Annotated in this window: 17 protein-coding genes and 1 pseudogene; 7 read left to right on the top strand and 11 right to left on the bottom strand. The window is 65.1% G+C overall.

Going from position 1 to position 21,901, the window contains the following annotated elements; genetic code table 11:
* Positions 1-16 precede the first annotated feature (16 nt).
* Positions 17-1,243, top strand: coding sequence for a lipopolysaccharide biosynthesis protein (locus tag ABH922_RS19060; RefSeq protein ID WP_424808402.1), 1,227 nt, complete (start codon positions 17-19; stop codon positions 1,241-1,243).
* Here ABH922_RS19060 and ABH922_RS19055 read toward each other — a convergent pair.
* Positions 1,224-2,195: an ABC transporter substrate-binding protein gene (locus ABH922_RS19055; RefSeq protein WP_424808401.1), complete on the bottom strand. Its 972-nt coding sequence runs from the start codon at positions 2,193-2,195 to the stop codon at positions 1,224-1,226. The two genes, ABH922_RS19060 and ABH922_RS19055, sit on opposite strands and share 20 nt — an antisense overlap.
* Before the next feature lie 158 nt (positions 2,196-2,353).
* The gene (locus ABH922_RS19050) at positions 2,354-3,487 is read right to left on the bottom strand and encodes a DUF3068 domain-containing protein (RefSeq protein ID WP_424808400.1); all 1,134 of its coding nucleotides are present in this window, start codon (positions 3,485-3,487) and stop codon (positions 2,354-2,356) included.
* A gap of 206 nt (positions 3,488-3,693) precedes the next feature.
* Here ABH922_RS19050 and ABH922_RS19045 point away from each other — a divergent pair.
* A pseudogene (locus ABH922_RS19045) lies at positions 3,694-4,746 on the top strand (acyltransferase family protein); the annotation flags it as partial.
* A gap of 23 nt (positions 4,747-4,769) precedes the next feature.
* Here ABH922_RS19045 and ABH922_RS19040 read toward each other — a convergent pair.
* The 4 genes from ABH922_RS19040 to ABH922_RS19025 form a co-directional block, all read right to left on the bottom strand.
* Positions 4,770-9,083 (bottom strand): alpha-(1->3)-arabinofuranosyltransferase, encoded by a 4,314-nt coding sequence (locus ABH922_RS19040; RefSeq protein WP_424809723.1) that lies wholly within the window; start codon positions 9,081-9,083, stop codon positions 4,770-4,772.
* Between the two features lie 25 nt (positions 9,084-9,108).
* Positions 9,109-9,285 (bottom strand): DUF2613 domain-containing protein, encoded by a 177-nt coding sequence (locus ABH922_RS19035; RefSeq protein WP_424808399.1) that lies wholly within the window; start codon positions 9,283-9,285, stop codon positions 9,109-9,111.
* Positions 9,286-9,443: 158 nt separating this feature from the next.
* The gene (locus ABH922_RS19030) at positions 9,444-10,535 is read right to left on the bottom strand and encodes an isochorismate synthase (RefSeq protein WP_424808398.1); all 1,092 of its coding nucleotides are present in this window, start codon (positions 10,533-10,535) and stop codon (positions 9,444-9,446) included.
* 68 nt (positions 10,536-10,603) lie between these two features.
* On the bottom strand, positions 10,604-11,071 hold the full coding sequence (locus ABH922_RS19025; protein ID WP_424809722.1) for a universal stress protein: 468 nt from the start codon (positions 11,069-11,071) through the stop codon (positions 10,604-10,606).
* 98 nt (positions 11,072-11,169) lie between these two features.
* Between ABH922_RS19025 and ABH922_RS19020 the strand changes: the two genes are divergently transcribed.
* Both ABH922_RS19020 and ABH922_RS19015 read left to right on the top strand, forming a co-directional pair.
* On the top strand, positions 11,170-12,348 hold the full coding sequence (locus ABH922_RS19020; protein ID WP_424808397.1) for a glycoside hydrolase family 3 N-terminal domain-containing protein: 1,179 nt from the start codon (positions 11,170-11,172) through the stop codon (positions 12,346-12,348).
* A 57-nt stretch (positions 12,349-12,405) separates the two neighbouring features.
* Positions 12,406-13,005: a TetR/AcrR family transcriptional regulator gene (locus tag ABH922_RS19015; protein WP_424809721.1), complete on the top strand. Its 600-nt coding sequence runs from the start codon at positions 12,406-12,408 to the stop codon at positions 13,003-13,005.
* A gap of 60 nt (positions 13,006-13,065) precedes the next feature.
* Here ABH922_RS19015 and ABH922_RS19010 read toward each other — a convergent pair whose 3' ends face one another.
* Both ABH922_RS19010 and ABH922_RS19005 read right to left on the bottom strand, forming a co-directional pair.
* Entirely contained in the window at positions 13,066-13,935 is an 870-nt protein-coding gene (locus ABH922_RS19010) for a MaoC/PaaZ C-terminal domain-containing protein (RefSeq protein ID WP_424808396.1), read from the bottom strand.
* On the bottom strand, positions 13,932-15,278 hold the full coding sequence (locus ABH922_RS19005; RefSeq protein WP_424808395.1) for a 3-oxoacyl-ACP reductase: 1,347 nt from the start codon (positions 15,276-15,278) through the stop codon (positions 13,932-13,934). The genes ABH922_RS19010 and ABH922_RS19005 overlap by 4 nt, the downstream gene beginning before the upstream one ends.
* A gap of 129 nt (positions 15,279-15,407) precedes the next feature.
* Here ABH922_RS19005 and ABH922_RS19000 point away from each other — a divergent pair, with 129 nt between their 5' ends.
* A complete protein-coding gene (locus ABH922_RS19000) occupies positions 15,408-16,751 on the top strand; it encodes an acetyl-CoA C-acetyltransferase (protein ID WP_424808394.1) in 1,344 nt (447 codons plus the stop codon).
* 297 nt (positions 16,752-17,048) lie between these two features.
* Positions 17,049-19,475 (top strand): VanW family protein, encoded by a 2,427-nt coding sequence (locus ABH922_RS18995; RefSeq protein WP_424808393.1) that lies wholly within the window; start codon positions 17,049-17,051, stop codon positions 19,473-19,475.
* 4 nt (positions 19,476-19,479) lie between these two features.
* Here the strand turns inward: ABH922_RS18995 and ABH922_RS18990 are convergent, their stop codons facing one another.
* Genes ABH922_RS18990 through ABH922_RS18980 form a run of 3 tightly spaced genes read right to left on the bottom strand, consistent with a single transcriptional unit; the run spans position 19,480 to position 21,203 of the window.
* The gene (locus tag ABH922_RS18990; RefSeq protein WP_424808392.1) at positions 19,480-20,463 is read right to left on the bottom strand and encodes an LLM class F420-dependent oxidoreductase; all 984 of its coding nucleotides are present in this window, start codon (positions 20,461-20,463) and stop codon (positions 19,480-19,482) included.
* Positions 20,464-20,496: 33 nt separating this feature from the next.
* Positions 20,497-20,982, bottom strand: a complete 486-nt coding sequence (locus ABH922_RS18985) for a hypothetical protein (protein WP_424808391.1) — start codon at positions 20,980-20,982, stop codon at positions 20,497-20,499.
* Complete coding sequence (locus ABH922_RS18980) at positions 20,979-21,203, bottom strand: helix-turn-helix transcriptional regulator (protein ID WP_424808390.1); 225 nt, start codon at positions 21,201-21,203, stop codon at positions 20,979-20,981. Before ABH922_RS18980 ends, ABH922_RS18985 begins: the two co-directional genes overlap by 4 nt.
* 64 nt (positions 21,204-21,267) lie before the next feature.
* Between ABH922_RS18980 and ABH922_RS18975 the strand changes: the two genes are divergently transcribed.
* The gene (locus tag ABH922_RS18975; RefSeq protein WP_424808389.1) at positions 21,268-21,843 is read left to right on the top strand and encodes a nucleotidyltransferase family protein; all 576 of its coding nucleotides are present in this window, start codon (positions 21,268-21,270) and stop codon (positions 21,841-21,843) included.
* The last annotated feature ends 58 nt before the right edge of the window (positions 21,844-21,901 follow it).

Below are 21,901 nucleotides of genomic sequence, written 5' to 3'. Positions count from 1 at the left end.
GTGCATCATTGTTCGCATGCCTCGCCAACCACTCGATCGCGCCGCGGCGACCGGGGTCAGTCTGGTCATGGCCGGGTCGATGACGGCCAACGTCGTGTCCTACCTGCTGGCCTGGCTCGCGAGCCGATGGTTGGGTCCGGCCGGGTACGGGGAGTTCGCCAGTCTCCTGGCCGCGCAACTTGTGCTCGCCGTTCCCGCGTTGGCACTGCAGACCGTGGTCGCGCGCGAATCGGTGCGCGGTCGAAGCCCGGACGCGTTGCGTTCGTTGGGATATCGATGTGCGGCCTTGGTCACCGTACTCGCCGTGGCTCTCACCCCGGCGATGGCCTGGCTGCTCGGTACCGGAATCGGGGCCGCGTTCTCGGCGCTGGTCACCGCGCCGATGCTCGTTCTCCTCGCGACCGAACAGGGCCTGCTCCAGGGTAAGGGCCGTTTTGTCGCGCTCAGTTCGGTGCTGGCCGGTGCGGGACTGCTCAAAGTGGTTCCAGCGGTAGCGGTTCTAGCTCTCGGTGGGGGCGCCGGGGCGGCTCTGATGGCCGGGGCGGCAGGAACCGCACTGCTTGTCGCACTGGTGCGGGTGCTGGATCGGACCGAGACGCCGCACGACGCCGCACCGGTTCGTATCGGTGTCGTGTCGGTTCTCGCCGCATCGCAGGTCCAGTTGGCACTCATCGCCCTCTCGTCACTGGATCTGCTGATCGTGCGTCTTGTCCTCGACGAACACGACGCTGGGGTCTACGCACTCGGCGCCGTCGCCACCAAAGTGGCGTTCTGGTTGCCGCAGGCGGTCGGCGTCGTTCTCTATCCGAGAATGGCGAATCCCGCCCAGTCCGCGCAGGCCGTGCGGTCGGCGTTGGCGGTACTGGTCGGTATCGGCGGTGTGCTTGTCGTGGGCGCCCTGGTCGCCGGACCGCTCGTGCCGATGTTAGCCGGCGACGACTACGCCGCCGTGGCACCGATGCTGTGGGCCTTCGCACTGCACGGCGCGGTGTTGGCAGTGCTCCAAGGCGCCCTGCTGTCAGCCATCGCGTCCGAACGCACCAGGGTGGCGGTGCTGGCCTGGATCGGGCTGGCCGTGGAGGCGACGACCATGTTGGTGTGGGCGAAGACTCCGGGGGAACTCATCGGCGTCGGCGTCACCGTCGCGTCGGTGACGGCGATCGGCGTCGCCGTCGCCGCAGTGCGCAGCGCCGACCGGGTCGAGTCGGCGCTGCCCGTCACGGTCAGTTCTCCAGACGAGTGAACAGGTCGTCGAAGTAGTCGAGGGTGCGTGTCGCGGTGTAGACGGAGCCGTAGTTGATGTTGCCGCCGGTGTACACGACGTCGTCGTTGCGGACGGAACGGATGCGATTCCACATGGCCCGATCATCGGTTACCGGATCGACGCCCGGGGCGGTGGTGACGATCATGCCGTCGGCCTCGTCGAGGCTGGTCACCAGATTCTCGGTGGAGATCTCCTGCTGACCCTCCACCGGCCAGAGCACCCGGACACCCAGGTCTTCGGCCACCTGCGCCGAGATGCCCTTCCGGTTGACGCCGTTGACCTTCTCGTTCACGTAGTTCAGAAGAATGATCTGTTTACTTGCAATGGTTTTCGCGTGACGCTCGCGGAGGCCTGCAGCCTTGTCCTCGTACCCTCCGATCACCTGCCGGACCTCGGAGTTGTCGGTTCGCTCCAACCACGACGCCAACTGGTCGATGTTCTCGCGCCACGGACGTGTGAAGTCCATCGGCAGGACCGGAGCGGTCTTGCTCAACTGCTCGAGCGGCCACATGTCCGACGCCTCGCCGATGTCGGTGCAGATGATCAGATCCGGCTCCAAGGCCAGAATCGCTTCGACGTTCACGGGTGCTTCGAACACCTGCGCGGTGGGATCGGCGGGTACCCACGGTTCGGCGGCGTCGAAGCTGTATGCGACGACGGGTAGTCCCATCGCGACCGCGGGTTCGAGATCGAGCCGGGAATCGATGGCAACCACTCGCTTCGGTGTCACCGGGATGTCGTAGGTTCCTAGAGACGACGTGACGGTGCGCATGTCGACGGAAGCGCCATCGGCGTTCGTGGATCGAGCGCATCCGGCTACGAGGAGACCGGACACCGCGGCGGTGCCGACGAAGAATCGTCTCCTGCTCAGACCACCGACGCAGGTGCGGGGTCCGAGGTCGGTCGGGGCGGGTTTCACAGCGATCGGCATGGAGCTCCTGTGTTCGAGAACTGGTACTACTTCGAAAACGCTACGTGCGGTTTCGACGCCGCGGGTAGCGTGCTGCGCGCCAACCTGTACGGCAATCGGGCAACGAGAAAGCGCCCCTCCCGTGCGGGAAGAGGCGCTTACTCGTGTCGTGGTGCGGATCAGTCCTTGCGTAGATCCGGCCGCGGAATCACTGCGGTGTCGTCTGCAGTCCAATCGTGCGCACCTGCGGCGGGTGCAGCGTTACCGCGTCCAGGGGGAGGTGTCGAGCTCGTGTTACGCGCGGCGGCGGGCGGCGGATTACCGCGACCGGAGCGCAGACCGAGGAAGATGCCGGCCAGCAGGGCGATCACGCCGACGACACCGGCGATGATCGGCACGGTACGTCCGAACGTCGACAGCTTGTCCATGCCGTCCCGAGCCTGCTTGACCTGGTATTCGATGGTTGCCTCGTCGAACGGCAGCGTCACCTTCAAGACCTCGACGTCGACAGAGTTCTTGTTGCGTCCGTAGTACTGGTGGAGAGCTTCCTGACCCTTGACGACGACACCGGTCTTGGGCTCGACCCACAAGTCACGGACGTTGGTGTACCAACGAGTCATCGTGATGGGTGTTGCGCCACCGGGAACACCCCAGGTGTCTGCGGGCAGGCTCAGCTTGTTGGTGGGAAGGTCGACGACCTTGGACAGGTCGACGGGCTCGAGTGTCTGGGAGAAGTGGTAGACCTTCAGGCCGTTGATCTCGGTCTCCTCGACGAAATCAATGGGCTGCGTCGCACGGGCGTTCAGATCGAAGTACGGGTAGGACTTCTTCTCCGTGTTGAACGGGAACTTGTACTGCAGTCCGTCGCGCGGAACTTCGGTCGCGGGCTGGTCGCTGCTGATCTGGAGAGTGCCGGCCGGATCATTGGTGGGCAACGAACTGACGCGATCGAGTGTCACCTTGTCCACGGTTGCCGTCAGCAGGCCGGTATCGCCTTGCTTGTCGGTGCGGCGCACGGTCTGCCCGGCCTGGACGGTGATGACGTCGGCGTTGGACGGGTCCTGCGTCGTCACGTATCGCTGAGCGACGATGGGGACGTTGGTATCGACCTGGGCCTTGCCTGCGGCGAGGGAGGCGGCGTTCAAGACGCTGCCGTTACCGTCGGCGATGGTGGTCACCTCCAGATCGAGAGGTGTCTTCTCCAACCTGCCCACCGTGTAGGAAGGGATGAGAATGGCGACGGCCAGTAAAAAGGCCCCCAGGCCCACCAGAATGCAAGGAAGTATCCGGCTCGGTCCTGAGCGTTCCGCCATGCTGTGACTCCTAACCCGTTAGTCGTTCGAGGTTCCCCAACCGGCACAATAATGAGCTGCTCAGTCCCATGGTGCCCCCGTGAACTCCATGTGTGGCAGAACACTAACAGTCCAGGGGCCCGTATTGTCGTACGAGGTCCCGATTGCCAGGCTTTTCTTTCACCGTCTTGGCAGTTTGTCCAAATCCAGCCGAGGGGCACTGACCGATGACGAAGTCGAGCCCGACAGTGTCGGAATCCGGACCGCAGCAAGCACGCGGATTCGTACCTGCACTGGACGGTATGCGTGGGCTGGCTGCGCTCGGCGTGCTGGTCACACACGTGGCCTTTCAGACCGGCCACGTGCAGTCGGGTTTCATCGGTCGCGCGTACGGGCGACTTGATCTGGCGGTTGCAGTGTTCTTCGCGCTGTCCGGGTTCCTGCTGTGGCGCCCTCATGCGGCCGCTGCCCGCGGTATCGGACGCCCGCAACCGATCATCAGGTACTGGATCTCGCGCGCCACTCGCATCCTGCCGGGGTACTGGGTGGCGGTGGTCCTCATCCTGCTGTTTCTGCCAGGCGCAGGCGGCGGCGTGCAGGTGTGGCTGGCGAATCTGGGTTTGGTGCAGGTCTTCGTGCCGCTGACCCTGACCGAGGGCCTCACCCAGATGTGGAGTCTGTCCGTCGAGGTCGCCTTCTACGTACTTCTGCCGTTGTTCGCGCTCCTGATGGTGCGGGTGCGCGAGAACTCGGCAAAGTTTCGCATCCCGCTGCTCCTGGTGATGTCGGCGTTCGCTTTGACGTGGGCGTTCATCCCGGTGCCCACACCTGACGCCATCCATCACGACAACTGGCTCCCCGGTTATCTGCCGTGGTTCGCCGCCGGGATGATTCTCGCCGAACTTGCCGTCGGCCCGTCGACGTGGATGCATCGACTGGCTCGTCATCGCGCGCTGCTCACTGCGATCGCGCTGATCGCCTTCGTGCTCGCGTGCACGGATCTGGCCGGCCCCGAAGGGTTGGTCCGGCCACAGCCGTGGCAGTACGCGGTGAAGGTGGCGCTTGGTGCGGTGATCAGTTTCTCGTTGATCGCGCCCCTGGTTCTGCGCGATCGAGCCAGGCATCGCTTTCTGGCCAGTCCGTTCGCCCTCGCGATCGGGCGATGGTCGTACGGACTGTTCATCTGGCATCTCGCGGTACTGAACGTGGTGTTCCCGGTATTCGGCATCGTGCCGTTCTCGGGCAACTTCTACTACGTGCTTGCCCTGACGATCGCCCTGAGCATTCCCGTCGCATCGGTGAGTTACGCCTTGGTGGAGGAACCGGCTCGCATGGCGGTGACCCGCTGGGAGAGACGTCGCCACATCGGTGAATCGGCCACGGGCAGCGCGGCGAGTCCGGCCACCACCAGTCCTACCAACACGGAGAACTGAATCGCGAACGAGTCACCCACGTAGCCGCCCACCGCGCGCCACGGGCCGGTCGAGAGCAACGTGATGCCGATCATGGTCGCCACACCGGCCGTGGCGACCATGATCCGGGCCGTTCGGGTGGCGCCGACGGTGCACAGCAGAAGTATCCCGACCACCGAGCAGACCACCACGATCGCCGCACCGACGCCGCCGCCGATGACGGTGGCCGCGAGCAGGACGCCCACCCAGCCGGCGGTGACGCTGCGCCAGGGCCTGGGCGCTGCGGTGGGCTTCGCCGGTCTGCGAGTGGGGGCCAGCGCCGCGAACAGCAACGGGATCAGCAGAATCAGACCACCGAAGATGCCGAGTCGATACCAGCGATCACCGGGGAAGTCGAGGGTGAGGGTTCCCGAGACTCCGGCAGGCACGATCCAGCCCTGCTGCCATCCGTTGACGACCACCGGGGTCAATTCGGTGCCGTCCGGCGCCGTGGCGATCCATCCGATGCTCGTGCTCTCCGGGTTGACGATCAGTTGGTCGGTGGACGATTCGGGAACGGTGAGTTCGCGGTGGTTCGCCGTCCATACGGTGGAACTCAGCGGTCGCTGTTCCTGAACCGCGTCGGATGCAGCGGCGGTGAGATCGAGATTGTCGACGAAGAATGCCGGCCCGGGGTCGACGACGACTTCGGCGGTACCCGCCGTCAAGGCGGCGACAGTGCGGTCTTCGCAGACGTGAGCGTGCACCGGCGCGCCGGTGCGGAGCAGGCGTGTGGTGGTGTCGATCGAGGTGGAGAACTGTTGCCCGGCAATGGTAACGGTCGGTCCGAGCCCGCAGGGGACGGAGATCCGTCGGTCGTCCACAGTATCGGTGTTGCTCACTGCGGAACCGGCGATCGGCGTGCCGTCCGGCCCGAGGACTCCGATCTCGGCCAGTCCGGTCGGCTGTGCCTGGGCAAACCCGAGTGCGGTCTGGTCGAGCACTGTGTCCCATGCGGTCACGCTGACGACGACAGTGTCGGTGAAGAAGGGAGAGAGAGCTATCCGACTCCGATCATCGTGGAGATCGTGAACCTGAGGCCCGTTACCGAGGTTGACCGCCACGCTCGTCGGCGTCGACGGCAAGGCGCCGAGGCCACGAGCGATGTCGACGCCCGTCACCACCGTGGGTTCGGGAAGTTTCAGTGTCAGGGTGGGTTTCGGGCCACCCGCTTCGGTGGTGCTCTGCGGGGCCGACCACGTGGTGCGTGGATCACCGTCGGTCGCGGCGAACGCCGATCCACGGGTGTCTCCGATATCGCTCGATCCTGAGGCGGTGATCCGATCCGGATCGGTGAGCAGCGAATCCAGGGCGTGACCTTGGCGTGCTCGCACCGTCAGACTCGGTGTCACCGTGGTGTTCTCGGGCACCGACAGGGTGCGTTCGAAGCGGCCCGGTTCTTCCGGGATCGCCATGAATGCATTGCTGCAGCGGACGCGGTCGGCAGAGTCGGCGCAGGCGTTGCGCCCGGGAAACTCCTGGCTCAGGTTCCAGGCCTGCACCGATGCGCCCTCTGGTGTAGTCGGCAGGACGGTGTCGAATCGAATGGGCACCGGTTTCGGGTTGTTCGCGTCGGAGAAGTCCTCCACGGAAAGCTCGCTGATTCCGAACTGTGTTCCGGCAGAGCCATTCTCGGTGTGGGTGGCGGTCACGCGCACCCAGGGCGTCTGCCCGGGGGGAATCGAGACCGTGACAGGTTCACCCGGTCTGTCCACTTTGACGGCGGTGCTGCCTCGGGGAGTCGACACCTCCACCCACTTGACCGGCGCGCCTATCGCCGCTGCGCTGGTGGTCAGACGAAGCAGCCCACTCGAGATGGGTTGATCGAAATCGAGCTGCAACCACTGGCCCAGTGCGCGCTCGATGCCGTTACTGAACCAGCCCGTCGCCGGATCGCCGTCGACAGTGGCGGCGGGACTGCTCGACGGCGACGCTCCACCCAGCTGGGTGGCGTCGGAGGCCGAACTGGAGACGGTGATGGTTGCGCCGATCCACCGACCCTCGACCAGGGGTGTGTTCGCCACCGGGTAGTCGGGCACCAGGTTGTGGGTGCGGCGCGCCTCGTCGGGGGTGCGTAGCGCCGAGCTGTGATTGTCCACCTGACCGAAGTCGGTTTCGCGGTTTCGTGGGGTGTCGGTGACGATGGTGGTGTCCACCGGAAGTCCGGCAGCCTCGGCATCGGCAGCGAGAAGGACGGGACCGGCGCCGGCGATCAGACCGGTTTCGTGCAGCCGCTGCAGGGCTTCGGGACCGCCTTGGACGCGCGGTACTGCGTTCACGTCCACCGAGTACGGACCACCGACGGTACTACCGCCGTCGGGCAGTGTGACCTCGAAGATCTCGATCGGTGAGTAGCCGGGTCGCAGGTCGCTGTCCGCGACCAGTCCTTCCACCGGTGCTCGCCGGGTGTCGTCGCCGAACTCCGCGACCTTGGTGATGCCGGGCGATCCTGCGACGGCCTGGTGAACGAGGATGGGGCGGGCCGAGCGGGACGTGTCGCCGTCGAGATCGTTGCGCATCACGAGATAGTGAATGCCTTGACCGAGCAGCGTCGGTGCCAGACCGTCGGACGGTCGACCGTCGGCGATCAGACGTTGCACCGAATCGAGTGCCCGGATTGCGCCGGGCGGTGTCAGCGGAACCGAGTCCCGCACGGCCCACGGTGTACTCGCCAACGCCTGGAGGGGCTCGTCACGGGTCAGGCCCCATACTTGGCTGCCGAACGGCGCTCCGGGGACCACCAGGGCACGTTCGGCTTCCGAACCGGGGGAGGTGTTCTCCTGCAACCAGCCGGCCGCGTCGTTCCAGTACGACGGAACCTCGGGGTATGCGCCGCGTGGCGCGAGTTTGCCGGTCCAGGCGAGTGACGTCGAAAGGGTGAGTGCCACGAGTATCAGCGTTGCGAGGGCAACGATCGGCTCGCGTTCGGGGTGCGCGAATGCCTGCCGCCAGCGCCGGCGCGGAACCGAGCCGGGTAGCGGCACCTTGGCCAGCAGATGGGCGAGCCCGAGAACCAGCGGTAGACGAACCAGGGGCTCGAGCTTGTGGACGTTGCGCAGGGGGGCACCGGCGGAGTCGAGAAACAGGCGGACCGAGTCTGCGATCGGGGAGCTGAGTTCGCCGACGTATCCGGCGGCGAGTCCGGCGATGCCGACGAACAAGATGATCGTCAGGCGCCCACGGGCAGGCATGGACCGCATACAGAGGCCCGCCAGACCGGCAGCGGCAACCAGGCCGGTAGCGACAACGGCTGCCGGTTGAGTGACGAGTACTGCGCCTGCGATGCGTTCGGGGGAGACGAAGGGCGTCCAGCTGTCCGTGCCGCGCAAGATCTCGGCGAGCGATGCCCACTGGGTGGTGACTCCGGCAGATTCGATGTAGTCGAGAAATGGCGGGCTGACCTTGCCGAGGAGAAGTAGCGGGACGATCCACCACAGGGTGCCGAGCGTGACGAACAGCGCCCACCAGGCGGTGAATGTCAGCCACGTCCGGTTGGGTTTGTGCGAGAGCCACCAGATCACGGCGACCAGGCAGGCGGCGGCGGTGGCGACGGCGTTGACGGAGCCCATCAGCGCGACCGCCAGCCCCGACTGTGCCGCCAATTTCCACTGTGCGGTTTTTCGGTCGTGGGAGCTACCGGAACGGTGCATCGGGGCGAAGGCCACCACCACCGGGATCAGCACCCACGGCGCCAACATCATCGGCAGGGTTTCCGAGGAAATGGAACCGAGAGTCGTCAACACCCGAGGCGCGAGCGTGAACGCGATCGCCGCGATGATCCGTGAACTGCTGCTGCCGATACCGAGCACTTCGGCCAGCCGGACGATGCCCCAGAAGCCGACGATCAGCAGTAACGCCCACCAGGCACGCTGAACGATCCACGGCGGAACATGAGCGAGTTCGCCGAGAGCGAAGAACGGGCCGTGGGGGAAGAAGTAGCCGTAGGCCTGGTTCTGCACCTGGCCGAGTGGCGCCTGGCTGCTCCACTGATGCGACGCACGTTCGAGGAACCCGAACGGGTTCTGGGTCAGGTCGTATTTGGTGTCAGCGGTGATCAGGCCGGGCGACTGCAAGAAAGCAAGAAGGAACGCTACGACGGAGGCGCCGAAAAGCCACCGCCGGGACAGCGGCTGCGCCGACACCTCGGATACGGCGTCGGGGCGAATACGGGAATCCGAGGGCTGCGCGTTCTCAGCGGCTGCCGTACTCAACCTGGTTCAGGACGGAGGAATTGGCATTTCCGCTGCGATCGATGTCGGGGCGGGTGTTGTCCGACGCTGCGGCAGTGACACCGAAGATCACACCGGCACCCAGAACGGCACCGATGACGGCGCTGGCCACACCGGGGACAAGGAACTTCGAAGCCATCTCAGATCTCCCAATTGGTCGTGAGTCGTGGTCGTGAGTCGTGGTCGTGACGCAGCCGCTCTACCCGCCGCACATCGGTACCGGCTCGCAGGAACTGCTCGGGTCAAGGTATCACCCGCATTCCGGAATCCGGACGTTTAGCTTCGCGACGTGGACGATCAGTTGTCCTCGTCCACACCGAGGGCCGTCAGGAGAGTGCGCAACTTGTTGGTGGTCTCGTCCAATTCGTCCTGAGGGTCGGAATCGGAGACGATTCCTCCCCCGGCCGAAGCCCACGCGGTACGGCCGTCCGCGCTTATTTCCGCGCACCGAATAGCCACCACCCAGTCGCCGTCTCCGGATTCGTCGCACCAGCCCACAGCGCCGCCGTAGAACCGCCGTGGCCCCTCGGTCGAGCGAATGATGTCGAGCGCCACGTCGGTGGGTGTTCCGCACAGGGCCGGTGTCGGATGCAAGGCGACGGCGAGATCGAGCGCAGTGGTGCGTGGATCACGCACGGTGCCCCGGATGTCGGTGGCGAGATGCCACACCTGAGGCGTACTGGTGAGGACGGGAGTCTCCGGCGCCGAGAGATCGCTGCACAGTGGTTCCAACACGGCGCGAATCCACCGGGTGACGAAGGCGTGTTCGGCCAGGTTCTTGGTCGACCGGAGAAGCGACGTAGCCACGGCCTGATCCGCGTCGGGTTCGGTCGCCCGACGCGCGGTGCCGGCGAGGGGTCGGCAGGTGAGAGTGTCTCCGCGCAGGCTGACCAGTACCTCCGGGGTGGCACCGACCAGCGAGTGCCCCCGGAATCCGGGTCCGGCGGCACTGAGGTCCACGGCGAATGTCGTAGCGGTCGGGTTGAGCGAAGCCAACCGCGCGGCGAGCACCGTCGGCTGCAAGGCGGCTTCCGCTTCCAATTCCACGGTGCGTGCCGAGACGACTTTGTCGGCCTCACCGTTTCGCAGTCTGGTCACCAGGTGCGCCACTCGGCGCAAGTGCTCGTGCGGTGACGGGACTTCGTCCCGCACCCGGGTGAGCGGGAGCGGTTCGGGCGCCACGGCCTGCCAGCGGTGATCGGAGACCGTCGAATCCACCGGCTCGTACAGGGCAGTGGGCCCGGCAGGATCGAACGGGAGCGCACCGACCACCATGTGTGCAGAACCCGAGGAGAGCGCGTGAGCTGCCACCGCGGCACCGTCGAACGTTTGCCGTGTACCGCGGGTGAGCACACTGTGATCGGGCCGAGAGAGCACAAATCCGTCCATAGTGCTGTCGAGCCTAATCGGCCACTGTCGACGAGGCTGTTGCGGTCATCGCCGGGAGATGCTTCGGATCACTTTCCCGGTGGGACTATCAGTACCGGCCGATGACTGTGACGCAGAACGTGATCCGCCACGCTGCTCTGTAGCAAGGAGCGCAACCCGGTGGTACCTCGGGTGCCGGTCACGATGATGTCGACGTCCAGTTCGTCGGCCGTCTCCACTATCGCGGACCAGATGGCGGACGTGCACTCGGCGCTACGGCCTTCCACGGTGAGCCCGGCGGCTTCGGCCAGCGAGACGCCCTCGCTGAGAGTGGCCTTCGCCTCGGTGTATGCGATGTCTTCGACGTCTTCCTCGGCGATCCATTCCGGTGCCATGACCCCGGACAGGCCGGACATCCTGGCGGCCTGTCTGGCCATCGGTTCCCATGCAGTCACCAGCACGGCACGATGTGCGGAGAGGAATCGTCCGGCGTAGTCGACGGCCCGTCTGGCGTTCTCGGAACCGTCGTAGGCGATGAGCATCAGATTCTCGGACATCACGATCTCCTCGTGGGGGGTATCGGTTGTCGTCACTTTACATTCCAGGTCCACCCCGCGAGGGGATGTGGGGTCAGCCGGTCCGTTACGGTCGGGTCATGCGGATCTCGAGCGTGAAGACGGCGACTGCCCTGGTGTTCTGCGGAGTGTTGGCCGCAGGGTGTGGCAGTGGTGACGGGGGCTCGACAGCGGCGCCGTCGAGTGCGGTGTCGTCGACCGCACCGGCGTCGATCGCCGCCGAGACCGGGATGGTCGAGCCTGCCCCGGTGGTGTGTGGCGGTGATCTGCTCGCGTCGCTCTCCACTCGTCAGAAGCTTGCGCAACTCCTCAACGTCGGTGTCACGGGAACCGCCGATGCGAAGGCTGTTGTCGCCGACGAGCAGATCGGCGGAATTTTCGTCGGCAGCTGGACGGATCAGTCGATGCTGACGAATCGCGAAGTCGCCGAGGTGTCTTCGACCTCCAAGTTGCCGCTCATGGTGACCATCGACGAAGAGGGTGGTCGGGTCTCCCGAGTCGCGGACATCCTCGGGCCCGATCCGTCCGCACGATCGACCGCGCAAACGATGACGGTGGAGCAGACCTACGACATGGCATTCAAACGCGGGCAGGGTCTCAGGGATCTCGGAATCACGGTCAACTACGCGCCCGACGTCGACGTCAGCAGTCAGGCTGCCGATTCGGTGATAGGTGATCGCTCGTACTCCGATGATCCGGCGACGGTTGTCGCCTATGCCGGTGCGTACGCGAAAGGTATGAGAGATGCCGGTGTATTTCCGGTGATCAAGCATTTCCCCGGGCACGGCAGCGCCTCGGGGGATTCGCACACCGGTGCGGTGACGACGCCGCCGTTGGCGGATCTGATCGCCTCGGATCTGGTTCCGTTCCGTGAGTTGTCCGGGACCGGGGTCGGAGTGATGATCGGTCATCTCGAGGTTCCGGGATTGACCGAACCCGGAGTGCCCGCCAGTATCAGCCCGGCGGCAGTCGCGTTGCTTCGGGACGGGGTTGGTTACGGAGCAGCGCCGTTCGCCGGGCCGGTCTTCACCGACGATCTGAGCGGTATGCAGGCGATCACCGACCGTTACGATATTGCCGATGCCGTGCAGGCGGCTCTGGGGGCGGGGGTCGATCAAGCATTGTGGTTGACCACCGACGACGTGCCGCGGGTCCTCGACCATCTCGAGGCGTCGGTGGAGTCGGGTGCGCTTGCGGCCGAGCGGGTCGATCAGGCGGTGATCACCGTGTCGCGGATGAAGGGTGCGATCACCTGCTGATTCGACGCTCCATCTTACCGTAGAGTAAGGTAGTTCTTTTCGGTGGTTGGAGGAAGAATGGCCGGTGGCACCAAGCGACTCCCGCGCGCAGTGCGGGAGCAGCAGATGCTGGACGCGGCGGTAGAGGTATTCTCCGACAGGGGTTTTCACGAAACATCGATGGATGCCATTGCGGCCAAAGCTGAAATCTCCAAGCCGATGCTCTACCTGTATTACGGATCCAAAGAAGAGTTGTTCGCCGCGTGCATTCACCGTGAGGGGCTGCGTTTCCTCGAGGCGCTGGCACCGGCCGGCGCCCCCGACCTGTCTCCGCGTGAGCAGTTGCGTGTCGCGTTGGAAGGGTTCCTGGGATTTGTCGGAGCCAACAGGAACTCGTGGATGGTGCTCTACCGTCAGGCCGTCGGTCAGCAGGCGTTTGCCGGTACGGTGCAGTCCAGTCGTGATCGTTTGATCGAACTCACGGCCCATCTGCTCGAATCCAGCACCAGGGAGCCGGACGACTCGCACGATTTCCAGATCATCGCCATCGCACTGGTGGGTGCAGGCGAAGCGGTCGCAGACCGGGTGGCCGGCGGCGACATCGACGTCGACGCGGCGGCCGATCTCCTCGAATCCCTGGCCTGGCGTGGTCTGTCGGGCAAGAAGAAATCGGAGTGAACGAGTCTTTCGACGCCCCCTGCGTGTCGAAGGGCTCGCTCACCCCGATGGGTTCGTGATCTAACTGCGCAGCGTCGCGGTGACGTGCGGGTACCCCTTCTTGGGGTGACGCAGTGCCAGATCCCAACCGCCGTCTACGCGATCGGCATAGGCGTTGAGTGTGGCCGGCAGCAGAATCGGCTTGCCGAAACGGACGCTGTACGTCACCTTGTCCGCCACGCCTCCCTCTACTGTCCGTAGAAGCGCTGCAGCGCTCCACATTCCGTGAGCAATGGTTTTCGGAAATCCGAAAGCCTTGGCGCCCAACGATGACACGTGAATCGGATTACGATCCCCGGAGACTGCAGCGTACTTGCTGATCGCGGTTTGGTCGACACGAATGGTGCTCATCGGTGGCGGCGGGATCTCGTCGGGTTTCGGTTCCGGACGTGGCTCGCCGGACAGTGAGGTCTTCTGCTGGTTCAAGAAGCTGGACTTCTGCCGCCACACCAGCTCACGACCCACCCGGATTTCGGTGACCAGATCGATCAGCAAGCCCTTGCGGTGCTCACGCAGGTTCTCGGCGTGAACGGTCAGGTCGAGCGGTTCGCTGACGGAGATGGGCCGCAGTGATTCGATGACGTTCTCGGCATGAACGGAACCGACGGCAGGAAAGGGAAAGTCCTTGCCCACCATCAGTTTCATCACGCTCGGGAAGGCCAAGGTGAACGGGTACGTGATCGGAAGCGTGTCACCGAACCGGAGCCCGGTGACCCGGCAGTACGCCGCCAGATTATCCGTATCCACGGTCAGTCCGCGAAGAGCGAGGTTCTGCGAAGGCACCGATCGAGAGTTCGACGTGTTCCACGGCAGCAATCCCCAGACTGCGCGGGAATAGATGTCGAGGGTCTTCGGCTGCTCGGTCAGCGAGACGGTCTGCGGTGCCATCATGCACCCAGCAGGCTCTGGCCGCACACGCGAACGACCTGTCCGGTAACGGCATTGGAGGCCGGGCTCGCGAAGTAGGCGACGGTTTCGGCGACGTCGACCGTCTCGCCGCCCTGTAGCAGCGAGCTCATCCGGCGCCCGGCCTCACGGGTCGCGAACGGGATGGCTGCGGTCATCGCGGTCTCGATGAATCCGGGAGCGACGGCGTTGATGGTGATGTTCTTCTTCGCCAGGACGGGCGCTTCGGCGTGAACGAGACCGATGACGCCGGCCTTCGAGGTGCCGTAGTTGGTCTGGCCGCGGTTGCCCGCGATGCCCGCGATGGAGGAGACGTCGACGACGCGGCCGCCTTCCTTGAGCGCACCCTTCGCGACGAGGTGTTCGGTGATCTTCTGTGGTGCAAGGAGATTGACTCCGATAACCGTGTTCCATCGGCTCTCGTCCATGTTGGCGAGGGTTTTGTCGCGGGTGATGCCTGCGTTGTGGACGATGATGTCCGCTCCGCCGTGGCGTTCGAGCAGATGCGTTGCCAGAACTTCGGCCGCGTCGTCGGCGGTGACGTCGAGGGCGAGCGATGTTCCGCCCACCTTGTTCGCAGTCGCAGACAGGGCTTCACCGGCGGCCGGGATGTCGGCGCAAACGACGTGGGCGCCGTCCCGGGAGAGAACTTCGGCGATGGTAGCGCCGATGCCACGAGCTGCGCCGGTGACGACGGCAACCTTGCCTGCAAGCGGCTTGTCCCAACTCGCGGGGGCTACGGAATCTTCGGCTCCGACCACGATGACCTGACCGTCGACGAAGGCGGACTTGGCCGAAAGCAGAAAGCGCAGGGTCGATTCGACACCGGACAGTCCGGTGGACGCCTTAGGGGAGACGTAGACCAGCTGAGCGGTGGAGCCGCGTTTGATTTCCTTGCCGACGCTTCGGGTGAACCCCTCCAGCGCGCGCTGCGCCACGTGCTCGTCGACACTCGACGTTTCCTCCGGCGTCGTGCCGAGGACGACGACGCGCGCCGACGGTGCGAGATTGCGGATGACCGGCTGGAAGAACTGGAAGAGTTGCTCGAGTTCCCCGACCGTGGTGATGCCCGTCGCGTCGAAGACCAGTCCGCCGTAAGAGGTGTCGTGGGCCTGTGCTGCCGGGTAGTCGGAGAGCAGAACGCGCAGTGGTTCCGCGAGGCGTCCGTTGCCGCCGATCAGGACGGGACCGGCCAGTGCGGGCTCTCCTGCCCGGTAGCGGCGTAGGTGCTCAGGCCTGGGCAGGCCGACCTTGGACGCGATGAATGCGCCGGGTGCGGACGAGAGGAACTGGGAATACGGGTCGGGAGCTCCCTTGCTGGCTGCCACGGTCCTACCTTCTGTCGGTGTCAATGTGTCGATTTCCGGGCACTCGGGTGAATGCGGCGATAGACAAGTAACTTACTACTGAGTAAGAATAGTCTTCAACCGGTAATCGCACCATCCTTGGAGAGACAAGTGACCAGCAAAGCCCGTTCCACAGCAAAGCCGGCAGCACCCTCCGCATCCTCGGCCAAGCCTGCAGGTCAGCGACGCCCGGTCGCGATCGTCGGCGGCAATCGGATCCCCTTCGCGCGGTCGGACAAGGCCTACGCGCAAGCGTCCAACCAGGACATGTTCACGGCGGTACTCGACGGCCTGGTCAGCAGGTTCAGCCTGCAGGGTGAGCAGCTGGGTCTGGTGGTCGGCGGCGCGGTTCTCAAGCACAGCCGTGATTTCAATCTCATCCGCGAATCGGTGCTCGGCAGTGCGTTGAGCCCGTACACGGCGGCCTACGACCTGCAGCAGGCATGTGGCACGGGACTGCAGTCCGTCATCGCGGTCGGTGACGCTATTGCCGCCGGTCGCGTCGACTCCGGCGTCGGCGGCGGGACCGATACCACGTCCGACGCGCCCATCGGAGTCAACGAGCAGGCCCGCGAGTTCCTTCTCTCCCTCAACCGGGCGAAGTCGACCGGTGACCGCATCAAACTTCTCGGCAACGTCCGGGCCGGCATGCTCGGTCTCGAGATTCCTCGCAACGGCGAACCGCGGACCGGTAAGTCGATGGGCGATCACGCGGCGATCACAGCCAAGGAGTTCGGTGTCAAGCGTGAGGACCAGGACGAACTGGCCGCCGCGTCCCACCACAACATGGCCACCGCTTACGACCGCGGTTTCTTCGACGATCTCGTCACCCCGTTCCTCGGGCTCACGCGTGACGACAATCTCCGGCCGGGCTCGAGCGTCGAGAAACTCGCAACCCTCAAGCCGGTCTTCGGAACCAAACTGGGCGACGCCACCATGACGGCCGGAAACTCCACGCCTCTGACCGACGGCGCGTCGGCGGTCCTGCTCTCCACCGATGAATGGGCTGCCGAGCGGAACCTGCCGGTGTTGGCCCACCTCGTCGATTCCGAGACGGCAGCGGTCGACTACGTGCACGGCCGGGACGGACTCTTGATGGCGCCGACCTATGCCATCCCGCGTCTGCTTGCCCGCAACGGACTCACGTTGCAGGACTTCGACTACTACGAAATCCATGAAGCCTTCGCCTCGGTGGTGTTGGCGACGCTGCAGGCCTTCGAGTCGGACGAGTACTGCAAGGAGCGTCTGGGCCTCGACGGCGCGCTGGGGTCGATCGACCGCAGCAAGCTCAATGTCAACGGTTCCTCTCTGGCAGCGGGGCACCCGTTTGCGGCAACAGGTGGACGCATCGTCGCGTCTCTGGCCAAGCTGCTTGCGGAGAAGGGATCGGGGCGTGGCCTGATCTCGATTTGCGCGGCCGGTGGGCAGGGCGTCACGGCGATCATCGAGCGGTAGCGGTCCAGTAGTCGTCCTTTTGTTCGAAGCTGCTGCGCTCACCTGCAGTGATGACGGCAAAAGGTGGGGTAAATCGGGGATCCGGCCACGAGGGGTGACCGGGTCCCCGACCTCGTACAAAGTTTTTTCGTGGTGGTGTAACGCCGGTGGGTGTTGGCCGATAAACATGTCAGCCCCGTGTTGCTGCCTGACCCCCGACCTAGCAGCAACACGGGGCTCTCGTCTGTCCAGTTAGTCTGTGATCAGTTGTCGGTGAGCGCCGCAGCGAGGCAAGGATGCAGCGAGGGAGCCCTACAGGTGAGTGACGAGGACGGCGCGTCCGCCGAGAATGCCTCTGGGGAGAGCGAAACGACGCCCGCACATGCGGCTGAGCCGGACGAGCACGAGCCTGCGCACGCGGCCGAGCTGGACGAGCACGAACCCGCGCACGCGGCTGAGCCGGACGAGCACGAACCCGCGCACGCGGCTGAGCCGGACGAGCACGAGCCTGCGCACGCGGCCGAGCTGGACGAGCATGAGCCTGCGCACGCGGTCGAGCCGGACGAGCACGAACCCGCGCACGCGGCCGAGCCGGACGAGCACGAACCCGCGCACGCGGCCGAGCCGGACGAGCACGAACCCGCGCACGCGGCCGAGCCGGACGAGCACGAGCCTGCGCACGCGGCCGAGCCGGCTGCGCCGGACGAGCACGAACCCGCGCACGCGCACGCGGCCGAGTCGGACGAGTCGGCTGCGCCGGACGAGCATGAACTCGCGCATGCAGAAGAGCCGGATGAGCTGTCGCCGTCGGAATCCGACGAATCCGCAGCCGAAGTCACATCGGTCATTCCCGTTGTCGAGCCGGTGCCGACTGTTGAATTAGTGGCCCCGTCCGGTGCACCGGACGGGGGCTCCACTGACGCGACCGAGGAATTTGCGCGAATCCCGCTCGTGCCGGGGGTGATCTCCGAACCAGGTGGGCCGGCCACTGACGCGGACACGGTGACGCAGTGGGCCGAGCCGGAACCGGTGCATCAAGAGCCGGAGCCGACCGACGAGGTAGTTCCGGCGTCCAAGCGTCACTGGGCGAAGCCTGCACTGATCGTCGGTGGGATAGTTGCCGCCGCAGTTCTGGTGTACGGCGTGGACATGGTCACCTCTTCGGGAAAGACGCCTCGAGGTACGCAGGTTGCGGGTGTCGACATCGGCGCTCTCAGCCCTGCCGACGCCGAGGCGAAGTTACGTTCCGATCTCGGTCCGCGGCTGGCTCAGCCGCTACAGGTCCGCGCGGGTGGAGTCGACGTGGAGGTGGTCCCCGCGGCGGCGGGCGTCGACGTGGACTGGGCGGCAACGCTGGCGGGCGTCAACGCTCAGCCGATCAACCCGATCACCAGGGTCACTTCGCTCTTCGGCTCACGAGAAGTGCCGGTTGTCTCCCGCGCGGATCAGGGTGCGCTCGACGCGTCGATGACGCAGGTGGCCGCGGCTGCAGATCGAGCGCCCGTCGAAGGCGCGGTGGTGATCGAGAACGGCAAGGCCAACGGGGTGTCTCCGCTGGCTGGTCAGTCCGTTGACGTGGCCGAGGCCGGCCGAACCTTCACTCAACGGTGGTCCGACGGTGGTCCGATCACCGTACCGGTGACAGATGTGCCCGTGACGGTGACGCAGGCCGGAGTGGATGCTGCTCTGACCGATGTGGCACAGCCTGCGGTGTCGAGTGCTGTAGTCGTCAACGGTCGAGATGCTGCCGCGGCAACTTTGGAGCCGAATCAGATCGGCGAGGTCTTGAGATTCGTCCCGGACGGTTCGGGTGGACTGACGCCGGAGTACGACACCGATGCTGCGGTCAAGCTGTTGGCGCCGCAGTTGGTCTCGACGGAAAAGCAGCCCAAGGATGCGTCGTTCACATTTGCCGGTGGGAAGCCGACGGTGGTGCCGGGTGTGGTCGGCGATCTGATCAACTGGCCGGACACCGTCAAGGATCTTCCGGTTCTACTCGCCAGCAAGGCTTCTCGTGCGACTCCTGCTCTGTACGGGCCGGTTCCGCCTGCGCTCACCACCGAGGCAGCCGAAGGTCTGGGTATCAACGAGGTGATCGGCGAGTACACCACGGGTGGGTTCGAGTACGCCTCGGGAGTCAATATCGCACTGGCGGCGTCGAAGATCAACGGAGCGGTGGTCAAGCCCGGAGACACGTTCTCGCTCAACGGATTCACCGGTCCACGGGGCGCGGCCGAGGGGTACGTGGAATCGGGGATCATCAACAACGGCCGCCCGGACAAGGCCGTCGGCGGCGGTATCAGCCAGTTGGCCACTACGCTGTACAACGCCACGTATTTCGCCGGGATGGACGACGTGGCGCACACCGAACACAGCTACTACATCTCACGGTATCCGGCGGCGCGCGAGGCCACCATCTTCGACGGGGCCATCGACCTCCAGTTCCGGAATCCGGCCAAGACCGGTGTGCTGATCGAGGCGAGCGCGACGTCGTCCGACGTGACGGTGCGGATCTGGGGAACGAAGACCGTCGAGGTCACCTCGAGTACCGGTCCTCGGACGTCCCCGACGTCGCCCAATACCGTGGTCCTGCCCAAGGGACCGGGCTGCATTGCGTCCGGCGGTGCTCCCGGCTTCACGACCAGCGATACCCGCACGATCACCGATGTCGCCAGTGGTGCTCAGATTTCCTCGACTACGCGGACCGTCACCTATGATCCGGTGCCGATCGTGAAGTGCGAGTAGGAGACTACCTGCCGACGAGTGGGCCGAGGGTGCGCCCTGCCAGATCGACGATGCCCGGCTCGTCGCCGTTGGTGACCAGGTTGATGACGATGCCGTCGATACCGTGGTCGAGAACTCTCGTCTGAATCTGCTCGGCGACGTCATCCGGGTTACCGGCGAACTGGCGTGCGGTGGCCTGGGCGACGACGTCGTCCGGTGCCGTGGTGATGTCGAGTCCCCGTTCGGCGAGGAAGGTGCGTTGGTGGGCACGGGCCTTGTCGCCGTCTTCGTCGATGATCACGAACGCGAGGAAACTCGTTTCCAAGGTGTCGCGGTCACGTCCTACCTCGTCGCAGCGGGCCGCGAGCGCGTCGAGTTTGGTGGGAATTTCGGACGTGTTGGCGATGATGTTGAGGTGATTCGCGAAGCGTGCCGCGAGCCCGAACGTCTTCTTCTCGCCACCACCGCCGAGGAGGATCGGCAGGTCGTCGCGCACGCGGGGCTCGTTGATCGCGTCCTCGACGTGATACCACTTCCCGGTGAAGGTGGGTCGTTGGCCGCGCAGCATCGGTTCGATGATCGTCAGTGATTCCTCGAGCTTCTGGAATCGTTCGGTGAAGGTGCCGAATTCGTAGCCGAACGAGTTGTGTTCGAGTTCGAACCAGCCGGCCCCGATACCGAGGATGGCGCGCCCCTGGCTCACGACGTCGAGAGTGGTGACGGTTTTGGCCAGGGTCGGCGGGTTTCGATAGGTGTTGCCGGTGACCAGCGCCGACAGCTGGATGGTCTCGGTGGCCGTGGCCAGCGCGGAGAGCGCCGAGTAAGCCTCGAGCATCGGAGCGTCGGGGTTTCCGATGCCGGGGAGTTGATAGAAGTGGTCCATCACGAAGGCGGTGTCGAAGCCGGCAGCTTCGGCTTCGCGGGCCTGCGCGATGACGGTGGGGAACAGGTCCTTGACCGATCCGCCGTAGCTGAAGTTGGGCATCTGGTATCCGAGGCGAGTGCTCACCGGTTCGACGCTACGCCCGATTGCCGGATCGTGTCAGAGCAATTCTTCCTTGATGTCGCGTCGGGCGACGTTGCGCTGGTGCAACTTCACACCCATAGCGGCGGCGCCGCCGCCGATCAGTGCTCCTGCGGCACCGCCCGCCCAGGTTGCCGTGTCGGCGGTCGGCGGCATCATCAACTGGGCCAGCACTCCCACCGCGGCAACGAGATAGACGGTGATTGCGACGACGACGCGGGGAGTCAAGCGGGAGCTGTCGTAGACGTTGACATCGAAAGCTTTTGCGTAGCCCATCACCACCACCGACGTGAGTAGCCATCCGGCGAGCAGGCCGAGCGCGATCCAGGCGCCGGTTCGCCCCGCCGCCCACGGCAGGATAGCGGCAGCGACGAGCGCGAGCCAGTAGGCGAACTGAAATCCCACGGCGGAGGCTTCGTTCCACACGTCACGCTGACGCTCGTCGCGGTAGAAGTCGTCGTCGAGATCACCGACGAACCGCAGTGCCTTGACGATGGTGTTCATCTCGTCTCCTCGAGTTCGGGTAGCGGAAAGAGTGTTTCGACTGTCGTTCCCAGGGCGGCGGCCAGTCGAAGCGCCAGGTAGACGCTCGGTGCGTAGTCGCCTCGTTCGATCGAGACGATGCTCTGACGGCTGACCCGGCCGGCGGTCGCCAGTTGGACCTGCGTGAGGCCGGCGAGGCGTCGGTGCTCGCGCACTGTGTTGTCTCCGACCGGGGCTGGCATGAAAAAAGTAAAGAATACTTGTCAAAATATGTCAAGTTTGCTTGTCATGTGCAAGGCTGAGCGCATGCGTGATCGATTCCTCGAGACAGTTCTGGGCAATCCGGTGATCGAGACGATCCTCGAGCGCGCACCGCAACTCGGACTCGGCGAGTGGTATCTGACCGCCGGTGGGCTGGTCCAAACCGTGTGGAACCACCTCGACGGCCGTGAACTCGGGGCGGGCATCAAGGACTATGACCTCTTCTACTTCGACGATTCGGATCTGACCTACGACGCCGAGGATCGAGTGATCCGCAGTGCGGCAGAGCTGTTTGCCGATGCCGATGTCGAGATCGAGGTACGCAACGAGGCGCGGGTGCATCTCTGGTACGAGGAACACTTCGGAAGTCCCGGTGTTCCGTTCACCAGCTGCCGTGATGCGATCGACCACTTTGCTTCGACCACGTGTTGTTTCGGAATAACCCGCACCGTGGGCGGAGATCTAGACGTGTACGCCCCGCATGGATACGACGATCTGTTCGCCATGATCGTGCGACCCAATCCGGTGCTTGCGCCGCGGGAGGTCTACGAGACCAAAGCTGCACGCTGGCAGCAGGAGTGGCCGTCGCTCGTGGTCGAGCTCTGGCCGCGTGAGAGCTGATCCTGCCGTGCCGTTCGCCAGGCCGGCTGCCTGAACATCGAGAAAGTGTCCGTGGCGG

The organism is Rhodococcus sp. 27YEA15, assembly GCF_049739425.1.
In the GTDB taxonomy this organism is placed as follows: Bacteria; Actinomycetota; Actinomycetes; order Mycobacteriales; family Mycobacteriaceae; genus Rhodococcus_F.
This window is presented reverse-complemented; position numbering and strand designations above follow the sequence as displayed.